22 protein-coding genes and 1 pseudogene are annotated in these 15,247 nt (G+C 53.4%); 10 read left to right on the forward strand and 13 right to left on the reverse strand.

What is annotated here, in order from left to right; translation table 11 throughout:
• Positions 1 to 3: 3 nt before the first annotated feature.
• Positions 4 to 327, reverse strand: a complete 324-nt coding sequence (gene trxA / locus ACK4HN_RS00320) for a thioredoxin (RefSeq protein WP_409852802.1) — start codon at positions 325 to 327, stop codon at positions 4 to 6.
• A gap of 217 nt (positions 328 to 544) precedes the next feature.
• On the opposite strand from trxA, the gene psaX reads away from it, so the two are divergent.
• Positions 545 to 655: a photosystem I protein PsaX gene (psaX, locus tag ACK4HN_RS00325; RefSeq protein WP_081711791.1), complete on the forward strand. Its 111-nt coding sequence runs from the start codon at positions 545 to 547 to the stop codon at positions 653 to 655.
• 51 nt (positions 656 to 706) lie between these two features.
• Here the strand turns inward: psaX and ACK4HN_RS00330 are convergent, their stop codons facing one another.
• Together ACK4HN_RS00330 and ACK4HN_RS00335 are read right to left on the reverse strand one after the other, a co-directional pair.
• A complete protein-coding gene (locus tag ACK4HN_RS00330) occupies positions 707 to 1,075 on the reverse strand; it encodes a YccF domain-containing protein (protein WP_409869318.1) in 369 nt (122 codons plus the stop codon).
• A 50-nt stretch (positions 1,076 to 1,125) separates the two neighbouring features.
• Positions 1,126 to 1,269: a mechanosensitive ion channel domain-containing protein gene (locus tag ACK4HN_RS00335; protein WP_409869330.1), complete on the reverse strand. Its 144-nt coding sequence runs from the start codon at positions 1,267 to 1,269 to the stop codon at positions 1,126 to 1,128.
• A 108-nt stretch (positions 1,270 to 1,377) separates the two neighbouring features.
• On the opposite strand from ACK4HN_RS00335, the pseudogene ACK4HN_RS00340 reads away from it, so the two are divergent.
• Positions 1,378 to 1,689 (forward strand): annotated as a pseudogene (locus ACK4HN_RS00340) (transposase); the annotation flags it as partial.
• Between the two features lie 86 nt (positions 1,690 to 1,775).
• Here the strand turns inward: ACK4HN_RS00340 and ACK4HN_RS00345 are convergent.
• Positions 1,776 to 1,961 (reverse strand): hypothetical protein, encoded by a 186-nt coding sequence (locus ACK4HN_RS00345; protein ID WP_409869317.1) that lies wholly within the window; start codon positions 1,959 to 1,961, stop codon positions 1,776 to 1,778.
• Positions 1,962 to 2,015: 54 nt separating this feature from the next.
• Here ACK4HN_RS00345 and ACK4HN_RS00350 point away from each other — a divergent pair, with 54 nt between their 5' ends.
• Complete coding sequence (locus tag ACK4HN_RS00350; RefSeq protein ID WP_409852533.1) at positions 2,016 to 2,156, forward strand: hypothetical protein; 141 nt, start codon at positions 2,016 to 2,018, stop codon at positions 2,154 to 2,156.
• Between the two features lie 199 nt (positions 2,157 to 2,355).
• Positions 2,356 to 3,519, forward strand: coding sequence for a homospermidine biosynthesis protein (locus tag ACK4HN_RS00355; RefSeq protein ID WP_409877070.1), 1,164 nt, complete (start codon positions 2,356 to 2,358; stop codon positions 3,517 to 3,519).
• On the opposite strand, the gene ACK4HN_RS00360 is transcribed toward ACK4HN_RS00355, so the two are convergent.
• Positions 3,516 to 4,262, reverse strand: a complete 747-nt coding sequence (locus ACK4HN_RS00360; RefSeq protein ID WP_409869315.1) for a metal ABC transporter ATP-binding protein — start codon at positions 4,260 to 4,262, stop codon at positions 3,516 to 3,518. The two genes, ACK4HN_RS00355 and ACK4HN_RS00360, sit on opposite strands and share 4 nt — an antisense overlap.
• Positions 4,259 to 5,197: a metal ABC transporter substrate-binding protein gene (locus ACK4HN_RS00365; protein WP_409869314.1), complete on the reverse strand. Its 939-nt coding sequence runs from the start codon at positions 5,195 to 5,197 to the stop codon at positions 4,259 to 4,261. The genes ACK4HN_RS00360 and ACK4HN_RS00365 overlap by 4 nt, the downstream gene beginning before the upstream one ends.
• 206 nt (positions 5,198 to 5,403) lie before the next feature.
• On the opposite strand from ACK4HN_RS00365, the gene ACK4HN_RS00370 reads away from it, so the two are divergent.
• The 4 genes from ACK4HN_RS00370 to ACK4HN_RS00385 are packed head-to-tail and all read left to right on the forward strand — an operon-like array spanning position 5,404 to position 8,171.
• Entirely contained in the window at positions 5,404 to 6,447 is a 1,044-nt protein-coding gene (locus tag ACK4HN_RS00370; RefSeq protein ID WP_409852538.1) for a peptidylprolyl isomerase, read from the forward strand.
• Between the two features lie 37 nt (positions 6,448 to 6,484).
• Positions 6,485 to 6,946, forward strand: a complete 462-nt coding sequence (locus ACK4HN_RS00375; RefSeq protein WP_409869313.1) for a pentapeptide repeat-containing protein — start codon at positions 6,485 to 6,487, stop codon at positions 6,944 to 6,946.
• A gap of 3 nt (positions 6,947 to 6,949) precedes the next feature.
• A complete protein-coding gene (locus tag ACK4HN_RS00380; protein ID WP_409869312.1) occupies positions 6,950 to 7,102 on the forward strand; it encodes a hypothetical protein in 153 nt (50 codons plus the stop codon).
• Entirely contained in the window at positions 7,095 to 8,171 is a 1,077-nt protein-coding gene (locus ACK4HN_RS00385) for an Era-like GTP-binding protein (RefSeq protein ID WP_409869311.1), read from the forward strand. The genes ACK4HN_RS00380 and ACK4HN_RS00385 overlap by 8 nt, the downstream gene beginning before the upstream one ends.
• On the opposite strand, the gene dcd is transcribed toward ACK4HN_RS00385, so the two are convergent.
• The 5 genes from dcd to petN all read right to left on the reverse strand — a co-directional run bounded on the left by dcd (position 8,138) and on the right by petN (position 11,230).
• Positions 8,138 to 8,719: a dCTP deaminase gene (dcd, locus tag ACK4HN_RS00390; protein WP_409869310.1), complete on the reverse strand. Its 582-nt coding sequence runs from the start codon at positions 8,717 to 8,719 to the stop codon at positions 8,138 to 8,140. The two genes, ACK4HN_RS00385 and dcd, sit on opposite strands and share 34 nt — an antisense overlap.
• An 87-nt stretch (positions 8,720 to 8,806) precedes the next feature.
• Complete coding sequence (locus tag ACK4HN_RS00395; RefSeq protein ID WP_409869309.1) at positions 8,807 to 9,148, reverse strand: hypothetical protein; 342 nt, start codon at positions 9,146 to 9,148, stop codon at positions 8,807 to 8,809.
• 64 nt (positions 9,149 to 9,212) lie between these two features.
• Complete coding sequence (gene argS / locus ACK4HN_RS00400; RefSeq protein ID WP_409869308.1) at positions 9,213 to 10,967, reverse strand: arginine--tRNA ligase; 1,755 nt, start codon at positions 10,965 to 10,967, stop codon at positions 9,213 to 9,215.
• Positions 10,967 to 11,122 (reverse strand): hypothetical protein, encoded by a 156-nt coding sequence (locus tag ACK4HN_RS00405; protein ID WP_149817663.1) that lies wholly within the window; start codon positions 11,120 to 11,122, stop codon positions 10,967 to 10,969. Before ACK4HN_RS00405 ends, argS begins: the two co-directional genes overlap by 1 nt.
• Positions 11,123 to 11,140: 18 nt before the next feature.
• Complete coding sequence (petN, locus tag ACK4HN_RS00410) at positions 11,141 to 11,230, reverse strand: cytochrome b6-f complex subunit PetN (protein ID WP_011056671.1); 90 nt, start codon at positions 11,228 to 11,230, stop codon at positions 11,141 to 11,143.
• Between the two features lie 97 nt (positions 11,231 to 11,327).
• Here petN and ACK4HN_RS00415 point away from each other — a divergent pair, with 97 nt between their 5' ends.
• Complete coding sequence (locus ACK4HN_RS00415) at positions 11,328 to 11,807, forward strand: ankyrin repeat domain-containing protein (RefSeq protein ID WP_409852511.1); 480 nt, start codon at positions 11,328 to 11,330, stop codon at positions 11,805 to 11,807.
• Positions 11,804 to 13,588 carry a mechanosensitive ion channel domain-containing protein gene (locus ACK4HN_RS00420; protein WP_409869307.1) on the forward strand — a complete coding sequence of 595 codons (1,785 nt, stop codon included), beginning with the start codon at positions 11,804 to 11,806 and terminating at the stop codon, positions 13,586 to 13,588. The genes ACK4HN_RS00415 and ACK4HN_RS00420 overlap by 4 nt, the downstream gene beginning before the upstream one ends.
• On the opposite strand, the gene ACK4HN_RS00425 is transcribed toward ACK4HN_RS00420, so the two are convergent.
• The gene (locus ACK4HN_RS00425) at positions 13,585 to 14,094 is read right to left on the reverse strand and encodes a cupin domain-containing protein (protein ID WP_409869306.1); all 510 of its coding nucleotides are present in this window, start codon (positions 14,092 to 14,094) and stop codon (positions 13,585 to 13,587) included. The two genes, ACK4HN_RS00420 and ACK4HN_RS00425, sit on opposite strands and share 4 nt — an antisense overlap.
• Entirely contained in the window at positions 14,075 to 15,058 is a 984-nt protein-coding gene (locus tag ACK4HN_RS00430; RefSeq protein WP_409869305.1) for an RNA polymerase sigma factor, RpoD/SigA family, read from the reverse strand. The genes ACK4HN_RS00425 and ACK4HN_RS00430 overlap by 20 nt, the downstream gene beginning before the upstream one ends.
• Between the last annotated feature and the right edge of the window lie 189 nt (positions 15,059 to 15,247).

Below are 15,247 nucleotides of genomic sequence, written 5' to 3' on the forward strand. Positions count from 1 at the left end.
AACTTAAAGAAACTGTTCAAGAGTAGCCTGAATTTTCGTCTTAGGCACTGCACCCACCAGAATATCTACCTTTTGGCCATCCTTAAAAATCATGAGCGTTGGAATGCTGCGAATGCCAAAGTCGGTTGCCACCTTGGAATTCTCATCCGTATTGACTTTCACAACTTTCACCCTGCCTTGATACTCATTGGCAATTTCATCCACAACGGGCGCCACCATGCGGCAGGGTCCACACCACGGTGCCCAAAAATCCACTAGTACGGGAATATCACTTTTTAATACTTCCTGTTCAAAGGTGGCATCGGTAACAGACAATGCACTGGACATAAACAAAACCCTTATAACGAATCAGCAGCCTTAAAAATATACTCTAGCAACCTTTGTACCCACCTTGGTCTTTGGATTATTTTTGATTTTCCAGACCCTAGGCCGTCTAGCTCGCAGCCAGATTTGATTTGCAGGAAGTATATCACGTTGCCCTCGGCATACAGGAGGCTATCGGCGTATAATAAGGTTGCCGTTTCCCATCAAGAGGATGTCAACTATGGCAACAAAATCTGCAAAACCCACCTACGCTTTCCGTACCTTCTGGGCTGTGCTGCTGTTGGCCATTAACTTCTTGGTTGCCGCCTACTACTTTGGCATCCTCAAGTAAGACTTGTAGAGTCAAGTACCTAGGGGGCATCTTAGCCCCCGTCTCTGGCAATTACCTCAACTCGCGGCCAAAGGGTAGTAATCCCAAGATCATCAGCTTAAAGTGCTGCTGCGCAAAAGGCAAGCCAACAATTGTTACCGCCAAGAGCAGCCCCCAAAATAGGTGATTGAGGGCAATGCCCCAACCCATGACTAGAAGCCACAGAATATTAAAAATCATTGTTAGGGGGCTGTTGGCATTGGGTGCTTCCACGATTTGCTTACCAAAAGGCAATAGAGCACTCCAGCCCAGTTGAATCGCTTTAATCCCAAAGGGGATGCCAATGATTGTCAGGCACAGCGTTACACCGCCTAGCATATAGCCAATGCCCGTGAGGAAGCCGCCAAAAACTAGCCAAATGATATTGCCGAGAAGACTCACGTTCTGCTCCTCCAGAGGTTACCTAGACTCAGCCTAGCAAGCATCCAAGACTATTTCGGTACTTGATTGTTGAAGGCGCAAAGGCGGGTCATAGAGAGCGTTTTTTGTACTACACTTCCCTTGACCTCACCAATTTCAATGATTTCACCGCCGCTCACAAATCGCCCAGTTGCTCCATCGCAACAATCCACCATCACCCGCTGGCTCAACGCCTATCGCCAAGGGGACTCAAGTTGCCCTGACGCAAGCCCCAAGGTCTCTATCAATGGCGAAGAGAGATGTTCTAGCTCTACGGGGTTGTTGAGCCTCTGACGGGAGAACACTTTTTTCAGGTCTATGAGCAGCTGAATAGCCGTGCTTTTCGGGAGTTTATGGAGGCATTTGCAGCTCCCTATCTAGAGGCAGTGCTCGTAGTGCAGAGGGATCAAGCGGCAGCGCAGCGTGACAACAGCCTGAATTGGCCTCCCAATGTCATTCCGGTATTCCAGCCGCCCTACACCCCTGAGGTGAATCCTATTGAGCGGTTGTGGCAGCAGTTGCGAACGATCCTGGCGTGGCAGCCCCTTGAGACACTGGAGGCGTTGCGGCAGAAGCTACAGGATGTATTGTCATAGATAACGGCAACGGTTGTTCAGTCTCTGACGGGTTGGTCGTTCATTACTCAGCCTCTATTAGCGCTATCTTCACATTAGAATTGGTATTAGTAACGCTGTTTCAAAAAGGTGAGAACTGACCAAAGCGCCGTAAACCAACTGATAATGGCGAGGCTCAAGAAAATTCCCCCCGGCAGCATTGTCAGCCAACCGATGCCCCGCAAAACATAGAGAATGAGAAAGACGCTGAAACAAAGAGCAAAAGCGTAATAGGCAATGTAGGCGACGCGCACGGCAAATTGGGTAATGAAGTGCTATAGTGATCTCGTAATGTAAGGGCATGGGACTTGTCAACAGTGAAACAATTGACGTTGATGGGTTATCCCAACACCACCACTTGGTATCTCGAAATGGGGTTGCGCCAACGGCGAGCAGCCATCCCTGCACTGTCGGTTGTGGATAATTGCGAAGGACCGAGTATGAGCTGATCGGCCTGCAAGTGTTCACCCCTGTGTGAACTGGGTCGATCAGAAGTGTGGAGTGTGTTAAACACGGTAACTGCACTTCAAGTTTTTCATAACTAAAAATCACTAGACACCCCTCAGCGGGTTCAGTAGTGCTGTGGTTAGGAACATTTCTGACTCAGCGGCTATGCCTGCTGTGGACTTAGCTTGCGAGGAACGACCGATGTCTGCATTTGCTACCCCCATTATCCCGGCACCCATTCCCGACAACATCAGTTTAACAGAACTTATTGATAAATACTTCACAGCCTACAACTCGGCACGCTTGCGGGAAATTTGCCAACTCCTGAGCCAACGGGTCTTTCAGCCAGAGGTGACGGTTGGCCTCAGCCTCTCGGGGGCGATGACTCCCACGGGGTTGGGTATCTCTGCCTTAGCGCCTTTAGTGCGTGCAGGATTTGTTGATTACATCATTAGCACTGGGGCAAACCTCTACCACGATATTCACTATGCCCTCGGCATGGATCTCTATGCGGCGCATCCCTTTGTGGATGATGTGCAACTGCGCAAAGAAAGCAAAATCCGCATCTATGACATTATTTTTGGCTACGATGTGCTCCTTGAAACCGATGCCTTTTTGCGGCAGGTGCTGCGCAGCGAAACCTTCCAACGCCGTATGGGCACTGCCGAGTTTCACTACCACCTAGGGCGCTATGTGCGGGAACTGGAAGTACAGCGGGGACAACCCCATTCCTGTCTCTTGGCTACGGCCTATGAGTGTGGTGTGCCCATTTACACCTCCTCTCCGGGGGATAGTTCCATTGGCATGAATGTGGCGGCGATCGCCCTCGAAGGGTCGAAACTCATCATTGACCCCGCCATTGATGTCAATGAAACCGCTGCCATTGCCTACTTTGCCCGCGAAGCCGCTGAGGGCAATGGTAAGAGTGCCGCTCTCATTATTGGTGGTGGCAGTCCGAAAAACTTCCTGCTGCAAACCCAGCCACAGATTCACGAAGTTTTGGGATTAGAGGAACGGGGGCACGATTACTTTATTCAGATTACCGATGCGCGGCCGGATACGGGTGGCCTCTCAGGGGCTGTGCCCAGCGAAGCCGTCAGTTGGGGCAAGGTGGATCCCCAAGGGTTGCGGGATACCGTGGTCTGCTACACCGATAGCACGATCGCTCTTCCCATCCTCACCGCCTACTGCCTCAATCGCTGCCGACCCCGTCCCCTGAAACGGCTCTACGATCGCCGCGGCGAAATGGTCGAACGCCTGCAGCAGCTCTACCTGCAAGCCCAACTTCAGCACAAGGTAAAAGACCTGCCCACCGAAGCACCTGTCGCCACCTATCCCTGTGGTACGCCGATTCGTCGGGGCTAGTCACAGCGGCGGGGGATCCGCAGGGATCCCTCGAAGGCTCGCGAGAGATTTTCAGGGGTAAAGACCTCACTGGTGCGGCCATAGGCTAGGATGCTGCGGTTTACCAGCACCACTTGGTCACAAAAGGTGGTAATCGAGGAGAGATCGTGGGTGGAGATGAGAATTGTGTGCCCCTTCTGCCGCTCCGCCATGAGGAGATCAATAATCAGCTTCTCCGTTTTCACATCCACACCTGCAAAGGGTTCATCTAGGAGCAACACTTGGGCTTCTTGGGCAAAGGCGCGGGCAAGGAACATCCGCTTCTTTTGTCCCCCCGAGAGTTCGCCAATTGGGCGGTACCGCAGGGGCCACAGTTCCACTTGCTCTAGACTTTCCCGTACCCGCTGGCGATCGCGCCCCGTTGGTTGGCGCAGCCAGTTCATCTTGCCATAGCGCCCCATCATCACGACATCCCAGACTCGTAGGGGAAACTGCCAATCCACATCTTCACTTTGGGGCACATAGGCCACAAGGGACTGCCGTTGTACCTGCTGTCGGGGTAAGCCATGAATGCGCACTTGGCCTCGGATCGGCTTGACAAACCCTAGGATGGCCTTGAAAAGGGTGGATTTGCCAGCACCATTTCTGCCCACCACGCCACAGATCGTGCCGGCGGGCAGTTGCAGCGTTGCGCCATGGAGGGCGAGATGGCGATGATAGGTCACTGTCACATCTTGTAAATCAATGGTAGGGCTAGAAATCATGAGGCTGTCCTCCCGCTGAGACCACGAACAAGGGTGTTGATGTTGTACCTGAGCAAGTCAAGGTAGGTGGGGGCATTGCCCTCAGGGGGCGATAGGGAATCCACATAGAAAATGCCAGCAAATGTAGCGCCAGACTCTCGTGCTACTTGTTGTTGAGGCCCTGAATTGACGGTACTTTCACAGAAGACAGCGGGAATCCGTTGCTGCTGCACAATGTCAATTACCCGCGTAATTTGGCGGGGCGTCCCCTCCTGATCGGCATTGACTGGCCAGATGTAAACTTCTTCAAGGTCGTAGTCCCGCGCAAGGTAGGAGAAGGCTCCTTCACAGGTGACAATGTAGCGTTTATTGGCAGGGAGGGCGGCTAGGGCTTGACGTAGCTCTTGATCAAGGGCGCGAATTTGGGCTTTATAGGCTGCGGCGTTGGCGGCATAAATCTCAGCACCAGCAGGATCCAGTTCTGTGAGTGCTTTGCGAATGTTCTCGACGTAAATCAGGGCATTCTGGGGTGACATCCAGGCATGGGGGTTGGGTTGACCTCGGTAGGCGTCCTCCTGAATAGGAATGGGGATAATCCCCTCTGTGAGCGTGACGCGGGGCACATTCGGTAGGCTGTTGTAGAAGCGATCGCCCCAGCGTTCGAGGCCAAGGCCATTTTCTAAAATGAGGGCGGCTTCCTGTCCCCGCACAAGGTCACTGGGGGTAAATTCATAGCCGTGGACTTCTGCTCCCGATTTAATCAGTGACTCCACCCGCAGGCGATCGCCCGCCACCTGTTGCGCCATATCGGCAAGGACTGTAAACGTGGTCAGCACTAAAGGGCGTTCATTCCTATCGGTTTGGGTTTGGCGGGTCTCTTGCCGATTCTCCGGAGCAAGAGCTGCACAGCCGCCTACCAAGAGAACTCCCACCAGTACCCAACTCAAACCACGCACTATTAGCAGTTTTCATAATCGTTTCATAATTTCTATCCTAACACGGGACGCTAAGAAAATGAAAGAAAAATGAAAAGTGCCCCCTTGGAGGGCGATCGCCCTGTCCGATACACTGAGGGGAGACGAGGTCATGGGAAGAAACGGTGAAACGACGCAAAAGCTGGCTAGCGCCTCTGGTCATCCTGCTCCTCTGGTTGGGTACATTCCTGCTGCCGCCGCTGGCGATCGCGCTGCCCCTTGACCAGCCGTTAATGGCGGCCTTACCCCAAGGGAATGCCATTACTGATCCCAAAGCCCTGCTCCGTTGGGCTTTACCGATTGACAATCCAACGGTACGAGAACTGCAAAAGGACTTAGAACAAATCTCTTTCTGGGTGCGTGGCAAACAGTGGTCAAAAATTGCCAACAACGTCAGCAGGGCGAAAGCCATTGTGCGCGATCGCGCCGATGAACTGCTCAACAGTATCCCTGCCGAGAAACAGGCGGCCGCCAAAACGCTCTTGGCGGAGTTAGAGACCTCCCTCGATACGCTTCAAGAAGCCGCCAAAGCCAAAGATCGCAACCAACTTCTCCCCGCTAAAGCGGCTGCCCTCGACAAAGTGGGAGACTTGGAGGCCATGATGGTACAAAACTTTAGCTACACGCCTCCCAAGGGCTATGAGAACTTGCCGCGATTACTGGGTCGTGCCACCGTGGAAATGGAAACCACCAAGGGCAATCTGACAATTGTTGTCGATGGTTACAGTGCCCCCCTGACCGCTGGCAACTTTGTGGACTTGGTGCAGCGCCACTTCTACGATGGCTTGCCCTTTACCCGTGCTGAGGAATCCTATGTGCTGCAAGCAGGGGATCCGCCGGGGCCGGAAGTGGGCTTTGTTGATCCGAAAACAAACCAGTACCGTGCTATTCCCCTTGAAATTCTGGTGGAGGGCGACAAGTATCCCCTCTATGGCATTACCCTTGAGGATGCGGGGCGTTATCTAGAACATCCCGTGCTCCCCTTTTCCGCCTATGGCACCGTCGCCTTAGCACGTCCCAACGATGATCCCAATGGTGGCTCATCACAATTTTTCTTTTTGCTCTTTGAACCGGAACTGACGCCCGCAGGACTCAACCTTTTGGATGGTCGCTATGCTGTCTTTGGCTATGTCGTAGAGGGGCAAGAAACCCTGCGGCAACTGCGCCAAGGGGATAAGATTCTCTCGGCTAAGGTGGTGGATGGCCTTGAAAATCTGGTACAACCTGCGTAGGTTAGGATGTCCAGTATAGAACCGTTGAGAGAGTGCGATGCTTGCTAAGGTTGCGCCTGCCCTTTTCCTGCTCCTAGTCAGTGCGCCTGCTTGGGCCGCCAATCCTGACCATCTAGAACAACTGCGGCGCACGGGTAACTGTCCTAACTGCGATCTCAGCTATGCCCACTTGCGGGGACGAAATCTGCAGGGTGCTGATCTGCGGGGCGCTAACCTCAATGCCGCCAATTTACGCGGTGCTAACCTCAGCGGTGCCAATCTTAGGGGCGCCATCCTCAATAACGCTGATTTAACCAAGGCCAATCTCACCAATGCCAACCTCAGCGGGGCAAGCCTACTCATCACCCGTTTGGATCGAGCCATTCTCGTGGGGGCGCAGTTGGTGGATGCCATTCTCGGGGGGCGCGATCGCCTAGCACGGGTGCGGACATTGCGCGATGCTACCTTGCCCAATGGTCAAAAAGCGTTGTTTTTAGAAGAACCGCCTCGCCGCCGCTAGCCTATGGGGATTGCGATCGCCAGCTTTATCATTTTGTTCCTGCTCAGCGAAGCCGTATTGCACCTACGGCAGTGGGTGATTCCCTTACCTGCTGTCCTAATTGCTGCGGTTGCCTTAGTCGTGGCCTCCAATTGGTCCCTTTTTCGCCGTGAGTAGCCTCCCCGTCCTAGACATAACGGCTAAATGTCTAGAGGAACTCCTCGCGTGGCATCAGGTGCACCATCCGCAATGGAGTGCCCAATGGCAGCCCCTCTATGAGTTGCGCGATCGCCTCCAGCAGCGGGCATGGCACATTGTTGTCCTTGGTCAAGTCAGCCGCGGCAAGTCAGCCCTTTTGAATGCCCTCTATGGCGAAGCGATTTTTCCCGTGGGTGCCATTCATGGCACGACTCAATGGCCACGAACGGTTCGCTGCTACTGGCAGGAGCAACTCGTGGATCTCACCGATACCCCCGGCCTAGATGAAGTGGCGGGTAATGAGCGGGAAAGCATGACATGGCGCGCTGTTGAAACGGCTGATCTTGTCCTTTTTGTTACCCAAGACAGTCTCACCCGCGTCGAAGACGAAGCCCGCGATCGCCTAGATACCCTTAGGATTCCCCACAAGCTCATTTGCACCAAAGCAGATCTCTACCCACCCATGGCCAAAGGCATTGCTGTAAGCAGCACAACGGGTCAAGGCATTCCAGAACTGCGCCAGCTTCTTCAACAGTGGCTGCAACAGGAGGCTCCCCAAGCTCGTGCCCTGCGCATTCTCCACCAAGCCAGTCAAGTCGAACAGAACCTCGGGGCAGCGCTGGGCACGCAAGACACATCGGCATGGCCTTGGTTAACCGCACAGATGATGGGTAGCCTGCTGCTGCCAGGAGGATTTTTCGACGTGGTGCTGGCGATAATCAGTACCCTTGCCTATATCCGCAAGGCCTGCCAAGCCTACGCCGTGCCCTTTCCTCTGCCGGCCTTTGGGGGTCTAAGTCAGTTTGTCTTACTGTGGTATGCGGCAATTTATCTTTCTAGTTGGCAAGGCTTGACCTTCGGCAGTGAACTTTGGGGGATAAATACCAATGTTTTCTTGGAGGGGGGAGTGATCTTCTGGGGCTACCAACAGATTCGCCGCCGCCTAGCCCCTTATCTTCAGCAGGGCTATCAATGGGGACAGTATGGACCCCAACGGCTGTTGCAGCAACTGAGTCAAACCCGTGCTAGGGTGACAGCCTCTGGTTGATCTTGATATTTGCCCCGCCGGGTTTCATAACTCACATCACAAGGTTCCCCCTCAAAAAAGAGCAACTGCACGACCCCCTCATTGGCATAGATGCGACAGTCGGCACTAGAGGAATTCGAGAATTCCAAAGTCAGATGGCCTCGCCAGCCCGCTTCTGCCGGTGTCAGGTTGGCAATAATCCCGGCGCGGGCATAGGAGCTTTTGCCAATACACAGCACCGTGACATTTTCGGGAACCTGTAGCCGTTCTAGCGCCACCCCAAGGCCGTAGGAATGGGCGGGCAAAATAAAAAAAGCACCATTGGCATCTTCATGCAGGGGTGCAGATTCCAGATTCGCGGGGTTAAAGTTTTTGGGATCCACCACCGTCCCCGGCACATGGCGAAAGATGCGAAATTCCTTGGGGCTGAGGCGAATATCATACCCGTAGGAAGACAGACCAAAGCTAATCACCGGCTGCTCTGAGACCCGCCGCACCAGGGTCGGTTCAAAGGGCTGAATCATGCCTTGAGCCGCCATCGCCCGAATCCAAACGTCATTTTTAATCATTTTTAATCATTGTGCTGCTGCAACTGCACAAACAACCCACAAACAACCAGTGTATCTTACAGCTCTTTTCCGAGGAATAGAACGCACTCAGCGCCGTAAACGGGTTGCTTCCCGCTGCGCCCAGCGATAGCCCAGCTCAAACCAAATCAGGGAATTCCCAAAGTAAATTGCAGCAACGCTGAACCATCGCCATTCCTGCCTCACCGCAGGCCAAAGCCACGGCAACAGAAGACCCGCAACGGCAAGGCTCCCAAAGAAACCGAGGCCTGTCCCCACTGCCATGACCAACAGGATAAACAGCCCCCCCAGTTCTATTTCGTCGGGCACCTTGCGGCGAAATAGCCAAAAGTAAAACTGTACGAGGTAGAGATGGGGCCACATCAATAGGAACATGACCGCCAATAAGAGATTGGAGAATAAGCTGCCCATGCTCTAGAAACTCTGAGAAAAAACAGTGGTGCTGCGCCTCAGGCCCCAGTGTAGTGAGGAGGCGCTAAATCCGATCCAAAACTTGAATCCCCAGTAGGGATAGCCCTAGCTTGAGGGTTTGGGCGGTGAGATAGGCGAGGGTGAGACGGGATTGTTTCGTCGGTTCAGGAGCAGAGAGGATGGGACAGCGATCGTAGAACTGGTTGAAAAGCTGGCTCAGCTCAAAGAGGTATTGACAGAGGCGGTTGGGCAATAGCTCAGCACTCACAAAGTCGAGGGTTTCCTCCAGTTGCACAAGGTGCTTGGCAAGGTTTTGCTCAGTCTCATCCTCTAGGAATAAGGGGGTATCTGGTGAAAGGGTACGCCAGTCAATGTCACCACGCCGAGTGAGGCCTTGAACCCGCACATAGGCATAGAGCAAATAGGGAGCGGTGTTCCCCTGCAAGGAGAGCATTTTGTCGTAGCTAAAGACGTAGTTGCTGTTGCGGTTTTGGCTGAGATCTGCGTACTTGACCGCACCAATACCGATCGCCCGTGCCACAGTGTCAATGAATTCAGGAGATTCGCTACGGCCTTCAGTGGCAAGACGCTGTTCTAAATCCGCTCGACTGCAGGCGATCGCTTCCGTCAACAAATCCATCAGGCGAATTGTTTCCCCAGAACGGGTTTTCAAGCGTTTGCCATCTTCCCCGAGTACCAAACCAAAGGGGACATGGGTCAGCGTTACATAGGGAGGCACCCAGCCTGCGCGCTGCGCCACTTGAAAGACTTGGGCAAAGTGGGTGGACTGCCCAACATCGGTGACGTAAATAATCCAGTCCGCCCGATCCTGTTCAATCCGATAGCGCAGGGCGGCTAAATCCGTGGTTGCGTAGTTGTAGCCACCATCGGACTTTTGAATAATCAAGGGTTGGGGTTGTCCCTCTTTATTTGTGAAACCTTCTAAGAAGACCACCTTTGCCCCCTGATCTTCCACCAAGAGGCCGAGAGCCGCCAAGTCCTCAATCACTGCCGGCAAAAAGGGATTATAGAAGGACTCCCCCCGCTCTGTGAGTTGAATATCGAGCAAATCGTAAATCTTTTGAAACTCGCGGCGAGACTGCTCACACAGAAGTTGCCAAGCGCGGCGACTGTGTTCTTCCCCCTGCTGAAGCGCCACCACCTGCTGCCGTGCCTTTTGCTGAAAGTCAGGATCACTGTCAAAGCGTTGCTTAGCCTTTTTGTAGAATGTCACCAAGTCTCCCAAATCAAGGGCATTGGCGGTGGTGAGGGCGTCGGGATACACCTCATCAAGGTAGGCAATGAGCATGCCAAACTGGGTTCCCCAGTCCCCCACATGGTTGAGCCGCAGGACATCGTGGCCTTGAAATTCAAGAATGCGGGCAATGCAGTCCCCAATAATAGTGGAGCGCAGGTGACCGACGTGCATTTCCTTGGCAATGTTGGGGCTGGAAAAATCCACCACTACCCGTCGCGGCTGAGGGGTCAGGGGAATCCCCAAGCGATCGCTCCCCAGCGCCGCCTGTAGGCTGCGGGCTAAAAAGTCTGGCTTGAGACGAAAATTGAGGAAGCCGGGGCCGGCAATTTCGACGGGTTGACAGATATCGTCAACATTGAGATGGGCAATAATCTCTTGAGCCAGTTCCCGCGGCGCCCTGCCCACCTGTTTGGCGAGGCTGAGGCAAACATTGGATTGATAGTCACCAAACTTGGCTTGACTGGCCGGCAGGAGTAAGGGCTGGGGATGGGTGTCTAGGGGAAGGGCGGTTTGGAGGGCACTGAGGAGGCGATCGCCCAAAAGCCGGAGAGGAGACACCATTACCGTTTACGCCCCCGTCGTTGTTCTTTTTGCTCCGCTTGCAGACGCCGCCGATCGCGCCACTCCGCAAAAGTCAGATAGCCAATGCCACCGGTCACGACGATCAGCAGCAACAAGGCTACCAGAACCAGCAGATCCGCCAATGAAACCGTCATTGCTCCAGCCCTAGGTGGCTACATGCCGTGGCGACCCCAGACCACAAAGGCAATGGAGAGCGTAAAGACACTGAGAACACCCACCCAACCGAGCGTGATAATATCCATGGCATGCCATCCTGAACTCAATGCAGACCTCATTTTAACGCAGATAGCTTAAACCCAGATAGATTATCTTTTCTTTATTAGAGGCAGGCTACAGGCAATGACGCAGGATTTGACGGCTATTGAAACCGCAATTCAGCAAGGAGACCTGACCGCTGTCCAAGCGGCGATCGCCCACGGTATCGAGATTAAACCCGAAGCTTTAGCTCTAGCTGCAGAACTGGGACACACTGCAATCGTTGAAGCTCTCATCGCTGCAGGCGCTGATGTCAACCAGGGGGACAGTGACGGCTGGACGCCATTGATGGCTGCCGCAGGTGGGGGACACACCGCCATTGTGGAAAAACTGCTGGCCGCTGGCGCAAATGTCAACGCCCAAACTACTTTCGGGCTGACGCCTTTAATGGCCGCAGCAGCCAAAGGACAAACAGCTACGGTCAAACAACTGATTGCCGCAGGTGCCGATCTCAACGCTAAGGATCAGAATTCTTGGACCGCTTTGGTGTGGGCGCTGGACGGGAAACATGCCGACGTGGTGGCAGTCATTAAAGCCGCTCGCGCACAATCTTTGGGATCATGATTAAGTACCTGAGTCTATTTTTAGCGGCAGCCCCTACAAGTTTTCTCATTGCTCAACTGGCGCGAACTCAACGGCTGCGGGTCGCGTTCATTGAAGCCGCTCAAATTGTGGGGATTGTTGGCATTGCCATCCTCATCGATTGGCTGCTCCTGAAACTGGGGATTTCTCAACTGCAACGACGGCTTAACCCAAAAGCTAGCCACCAATCCCAGCCATGGCTCTCCCTCAGCGTTAGTCTACTGCGCCTGACACTGCGAATTTTACTCTGGTCACTCGTTTTATCTTGGATTCTGCAATCCGTTCAAAGTCTTTCCCCTTGGCATGAGCGCATTGGCAGCACAATTCAGTTTCTCCTCCAGCGGGTGGCAGTGGTGTTCAACACCCCCTTTATGGAATTGGGGCGTACCAAAGTTACCCTGAACTTTCTCTTTCTCATCCTCTTTTTGTCCCTTGCGGTGATTTTTATCTCCCGCTGGGTGAGTGAGTGGCTAAAGAATCGGATTCTCATGCAGTTACGGGTAGATCGGGGTAGCCAAGAAACCATCACCCGTGTAGTTAGCTATAGCCTGAGTTTTATTGGTTTTGTTATCGTTTTGCAAACTGCCGGCATTGACCTCAGTTCCCTCACGGTATTGGCAGGGGTCTTGGGGATCGGTTTTGGTTTTGGTTTGCAAACCCTCGCCAGTAACTTTATTAGTGGCCTAGCGATTTTGCTAGAACATCCAATCAAAGTCGGGGATTTTATTGAAGTGGATGGCCTGCTGGGCACGGTGGAGAAAATCTCAATTCGCGCCACGATTATCCGCACTAACGATAGCCAGTACGTGATTGTTCCCAACAACCGCTTTATTGAAAAAAATGTCGTCAACTGGAGCTATGGTAGCCCCGATACCCGCATTCATATCCCCGTGAGTGTCGCCTACGGCAGTGATACGGTTCTCGTCACCGAAGCGCTCCTCAGTGCTGCCCGTCAGGATCCGCGCGTTTTGCTCACGCCACCCCCCAGTGTTTGGTTTCGCGGCTTTGGCGAGCATGCCTACCTCTTTGAGCTGCTGGTCTGGATTAATCGCCCCCAAGATTCTGAACCCATTAAAAGCGCCCTCAATTTTTTAATTGAGCAAGAGCTGCGGCGGCGACAAATTGAGATTCCCTTTCCCCAAGTGGATTTACGGTTGCGCGACTTGGGAGAACTGCGTTCTTTGGCCCATCATTACCGCCGTTCTGTGGCTAATGCCCCTGAAACCTCAGCAGTGACTGAGCCAGCGGTTCCCGAAATGGCCAAAACCGAACCCTCCCTTGCTGATTTATTGCGCAATATCAGTTGTTTTTCCCGCTGCTCCAATGCGGAATTGCAAATGCTCATTGAGCTGGGCAATCGCCAATTTTACGGTGTGGGAGAAATTATCTGCTATGAGGGGGATCCGGGGGATGCCTTTTACATTATCCTTGATGGCTCTGTGGAAGTTCGCTCGGAACATCTGAATCAGATTTTAGCAACCCTCTATGAAGGAGAGTTTTTTGGGGAAATTGCAGTTCTGACGGGGATGCCACGATCAGCTACTGTGCGAGCCTTGGAAGAAACAGTTCTATTTGTGGTTCACCGCTCAGCAGTACAGCGACTCCTACAAGCCCAACCCCAATTGGCAGAAGAGATTGCCCATGAGCTAGCGGCGCGGCAGCAGGTTCTCCAAGAACTGGGTCTAGTGGACTCCCAAGATATCAAAAGCCTCTCTCCCCTACAGTGGATTCGTCGTCGGTTGCAAACGCTCTTTAATGTCTAGGGGGTCAAGCGTTCAATCAATCTTGCGTGTTGGGGAAACTGGGCTTGGAGCCGCTGGCGATCGCCCAATTCAAAATCCCGAAAATCAAAGCCCGGTGCTACTGTACAGCCCACTAGACTAAAACTGTCTGGGGTATCCACCGTTGCTCCAAACCATGCCCCCGCCGGTACCACCTGTTGCAATTGCTCCCCCTGATCGATATTCATCCCCAAGCGCAGGGGTTGATACTCGCCCGTCGGTAGAATCACATGAATAGTTAGGCTACTCCCTGCGTAAAAGTGCCACAGTTCATCACTGGCAATGCGGTGCAGTCGCGAACAGGCCGTGGCGGGGAGCAAGAAGTAAATACTTGTACAGTAGGGGCGATCGCCCCCCTGAAATCCTGAGGGCAACACTGCCTGCGGAATGCTCCCTGCGGAGCGATAGACCTCGCGGAAATAGCCCCCCTCTGGATGGGGTTGTAGATTTAGGGCCTCAATCCACGCCTTAGCTGGCCAAGTATTCATAGAGTTGCTGGCGCCGCCGCCGCAGGTGATCGAGGGCTTGTCGCTCCAGTTGCCGCACCCGCTCACGGCTGAGATTGAGTTGCTCACCCACCTTGGCAAGGGACAGCTCTTGACCGTCCCGCAACCCATAGCGCAAAGTCAACACCTGCCGTTGCTGTGGGGTGAGTTCCGCTAGCCACAGGTTGACATCCTCCCGCAGGGACTCCACCGTGGTAAATTGCTCTGGCGAAACACTGTCATCCTCGAGCAGTTCACCGAGTTCAGTGTCCTGATTGTCCCCCACCCGCAGGTCGAGGGAAACCGGCTGCCGCGCTAAGGTCAGATACTCACGAATTTGCTCCGGCTCCAGTTCTAGCGCTGCGGCAACTTCTGCTGGCGTGGCACTCCGTCCCAGTTTTTGCGCCAGTTCGCGCTGGGTACGTTTGATCTTGTTCAGCTTCTCGGTGATGTGGATGGGCAGCCGAATTGTGCGCGCCTGTTGGGCGATCGCCCGTGTAATGGCCTGACGAATCCACCAGTAGGCATAGGTCGAGAACTTGTAGCCCCGCGTCGGATCAAACTTTTCCACACCGCGTTCGAGGCCAAGGGTACCCTCTTGTACCAGATCCAGCAATTCTAGGTTCCGTTTTTGATACTTCTTGGCCACTGAAACCACAAGCCGCAGGTTGGCTTCAATCATTTTTTGCTTGGCGCGCTCGCCACGCTTGAGGAGATTGCGCAGTTCCGTCGGCGTGAGATTACAGGCTGCCGCCCATTCTTCAAAGGTTGGTTCACGTCCCAGTTCTTTCGTGAGAGCCTCGCGTTTTTCCCGCAGTGCCATCATTTGCTGTACCTGTTTACCCAGAATAATTTCCTGTTCATGGGTCAGCAGTGGCACGCGCCCAATTTCCTGTAGGTATGTGCGCACCATGTCGGTGCTAACAGTGGGTGTAGGGGATGGGGTTTTGGAAGGGTCGTTCATCATAGCAGCACAGATTCTAAACAGTATTTGGCAAGGAAGAATTTAGATAAAAGATTTATCGCGATGAAGATGACGACTCGCACTGATAAAGCTGAGGTTTGTATAGGGTTAGCCTAGCAGGTGAGAGGGAATTGGCCTGTATCCTAATCTACTTAGACTTAAATTTTGCCCCGAAAGTTGCCAATTCATAAC

Origin of the sequence: Thermosynechococcus sp. (assembly GCF_046299655.1) — a bacterium.
Classification (GTDB): domain Bacteria; phylum Cyanobacteriota; class Cyanobacteriia; order Thermosynechococcales; family Thermosynechococcaceae; genus Thermosynechococcus.

Bases quoted from the DNA above. Each gene is read 5' to 3' on its own strand.
- trxA (WP_409852802.1), bottom strand. From the start codon at position 327: ATGTCCAGTGCATTGTCTGTTACCGATGCCACCTTTGAACAGGAAGTA.
- psaX (WP_081711791.1), top strand. From the start codon at position 545: ATGGCAACAAAATCTGCAAAACCCACCTACGCTTTCCGTACCTTCTGG.
- ACK4HN_RS00335 (WP_409869330.1), bottom strand. From the start codon at position 1,269: ATGGTGGATTGTTGCGATGGAGCAACTGGGCGATTTGTGAGCGGCGGT.
- ACK4HN_RS00355 (WP_409877070.1), top strand. From the start codon at position 2,356: ATGTCTGCATTTGCTACCCCCATTATCCCGGCACCCATTCCCGACAAC.
- ACK4HN_RS00360 (WP_409869315.1), bottom strand. From the start codon at position 4,262: ATGATTTCTAGCCCTACCATTGATTTACAAGATGTGACAGTGACCTAT.
- ACK4HN_RS00375 (WP_409869313.1), top strand. From the start codon at position 6,485: ATGCTTGCTAAGGTTGCGCCTGCCCTTTTCCTGCTCCTAGTCAGTGCG.
- ACK4HN_RS00380 (WP_409869312.1), top strand. From the start codon at position 6,950: ATGGGGATTGCGATCGCCAGCTTTATCATTTTGTTCCTGCTCAGCGAA.
- dcd (WP_409869310.1), bottom strand. From the start codon at position 8,719: ATGATTAAAAATGACGTTTGGATTCGGGCGATGGCGGCTCAAGGCATG.
- ACK4HN_RS00395 (WP_409869309.1), bottom strand. From the start codon at position 9,148: ATGGGCAGCTTATTCTCCAATCTCTTATTGGCGGTCATGTTCCTATTG.
- argS (WP_409869308.1), bottom strand. From the start codon at position 10,967: ATGGTGTCTCCTCTCCGGCTTTTGGGCGATCGCCTCCTCAGTGCCCTC.
- ACK4HN_RS00405 (WP_149817663.1), bottom strand. From the start codon at position 11,122: ATGACGGTTTCATTGGCGGATCTGCTGGTTCTGGTAGCCTTGTTGCTG.
- petN (WP_011056671.1), bottom strand. From the start codon at position 11,230: ATGGATATTATCACGCTCGGTTGGGTGGGTGTTCTCAGTGTCTTTACG.
- ACK4HN_RS00415 (WP_409852511.1), top strand. From the start codon at position 11,328: ATGACGCAGGATTTGACGGCTATTGAAACCGCAATTCAGCAAGGAGAC.
- ACK4HN_RS00420 (WP_409869307.1), top strand. From the start codon at position 11,804: ATGATTAAGTACCTGAGTCTATTTTTAGCGGCAGCCCCTACAAGTTTT.
- ACK4HN_RS00425 (WP_409869306.1), bottom strand. From the start codon at position 14,094: ATGAATACTTGGCCAGCTAAGGCGTGGATTGAGGCCCTAAATCTACAA.
- ACK4HN_RS00430 (WP_409869305.1), bottom strand. From the start codon at position 15,058: ATGATGAACGACCCTTCCAAAACCCCATCCCCTACACCCACTGTTAGC.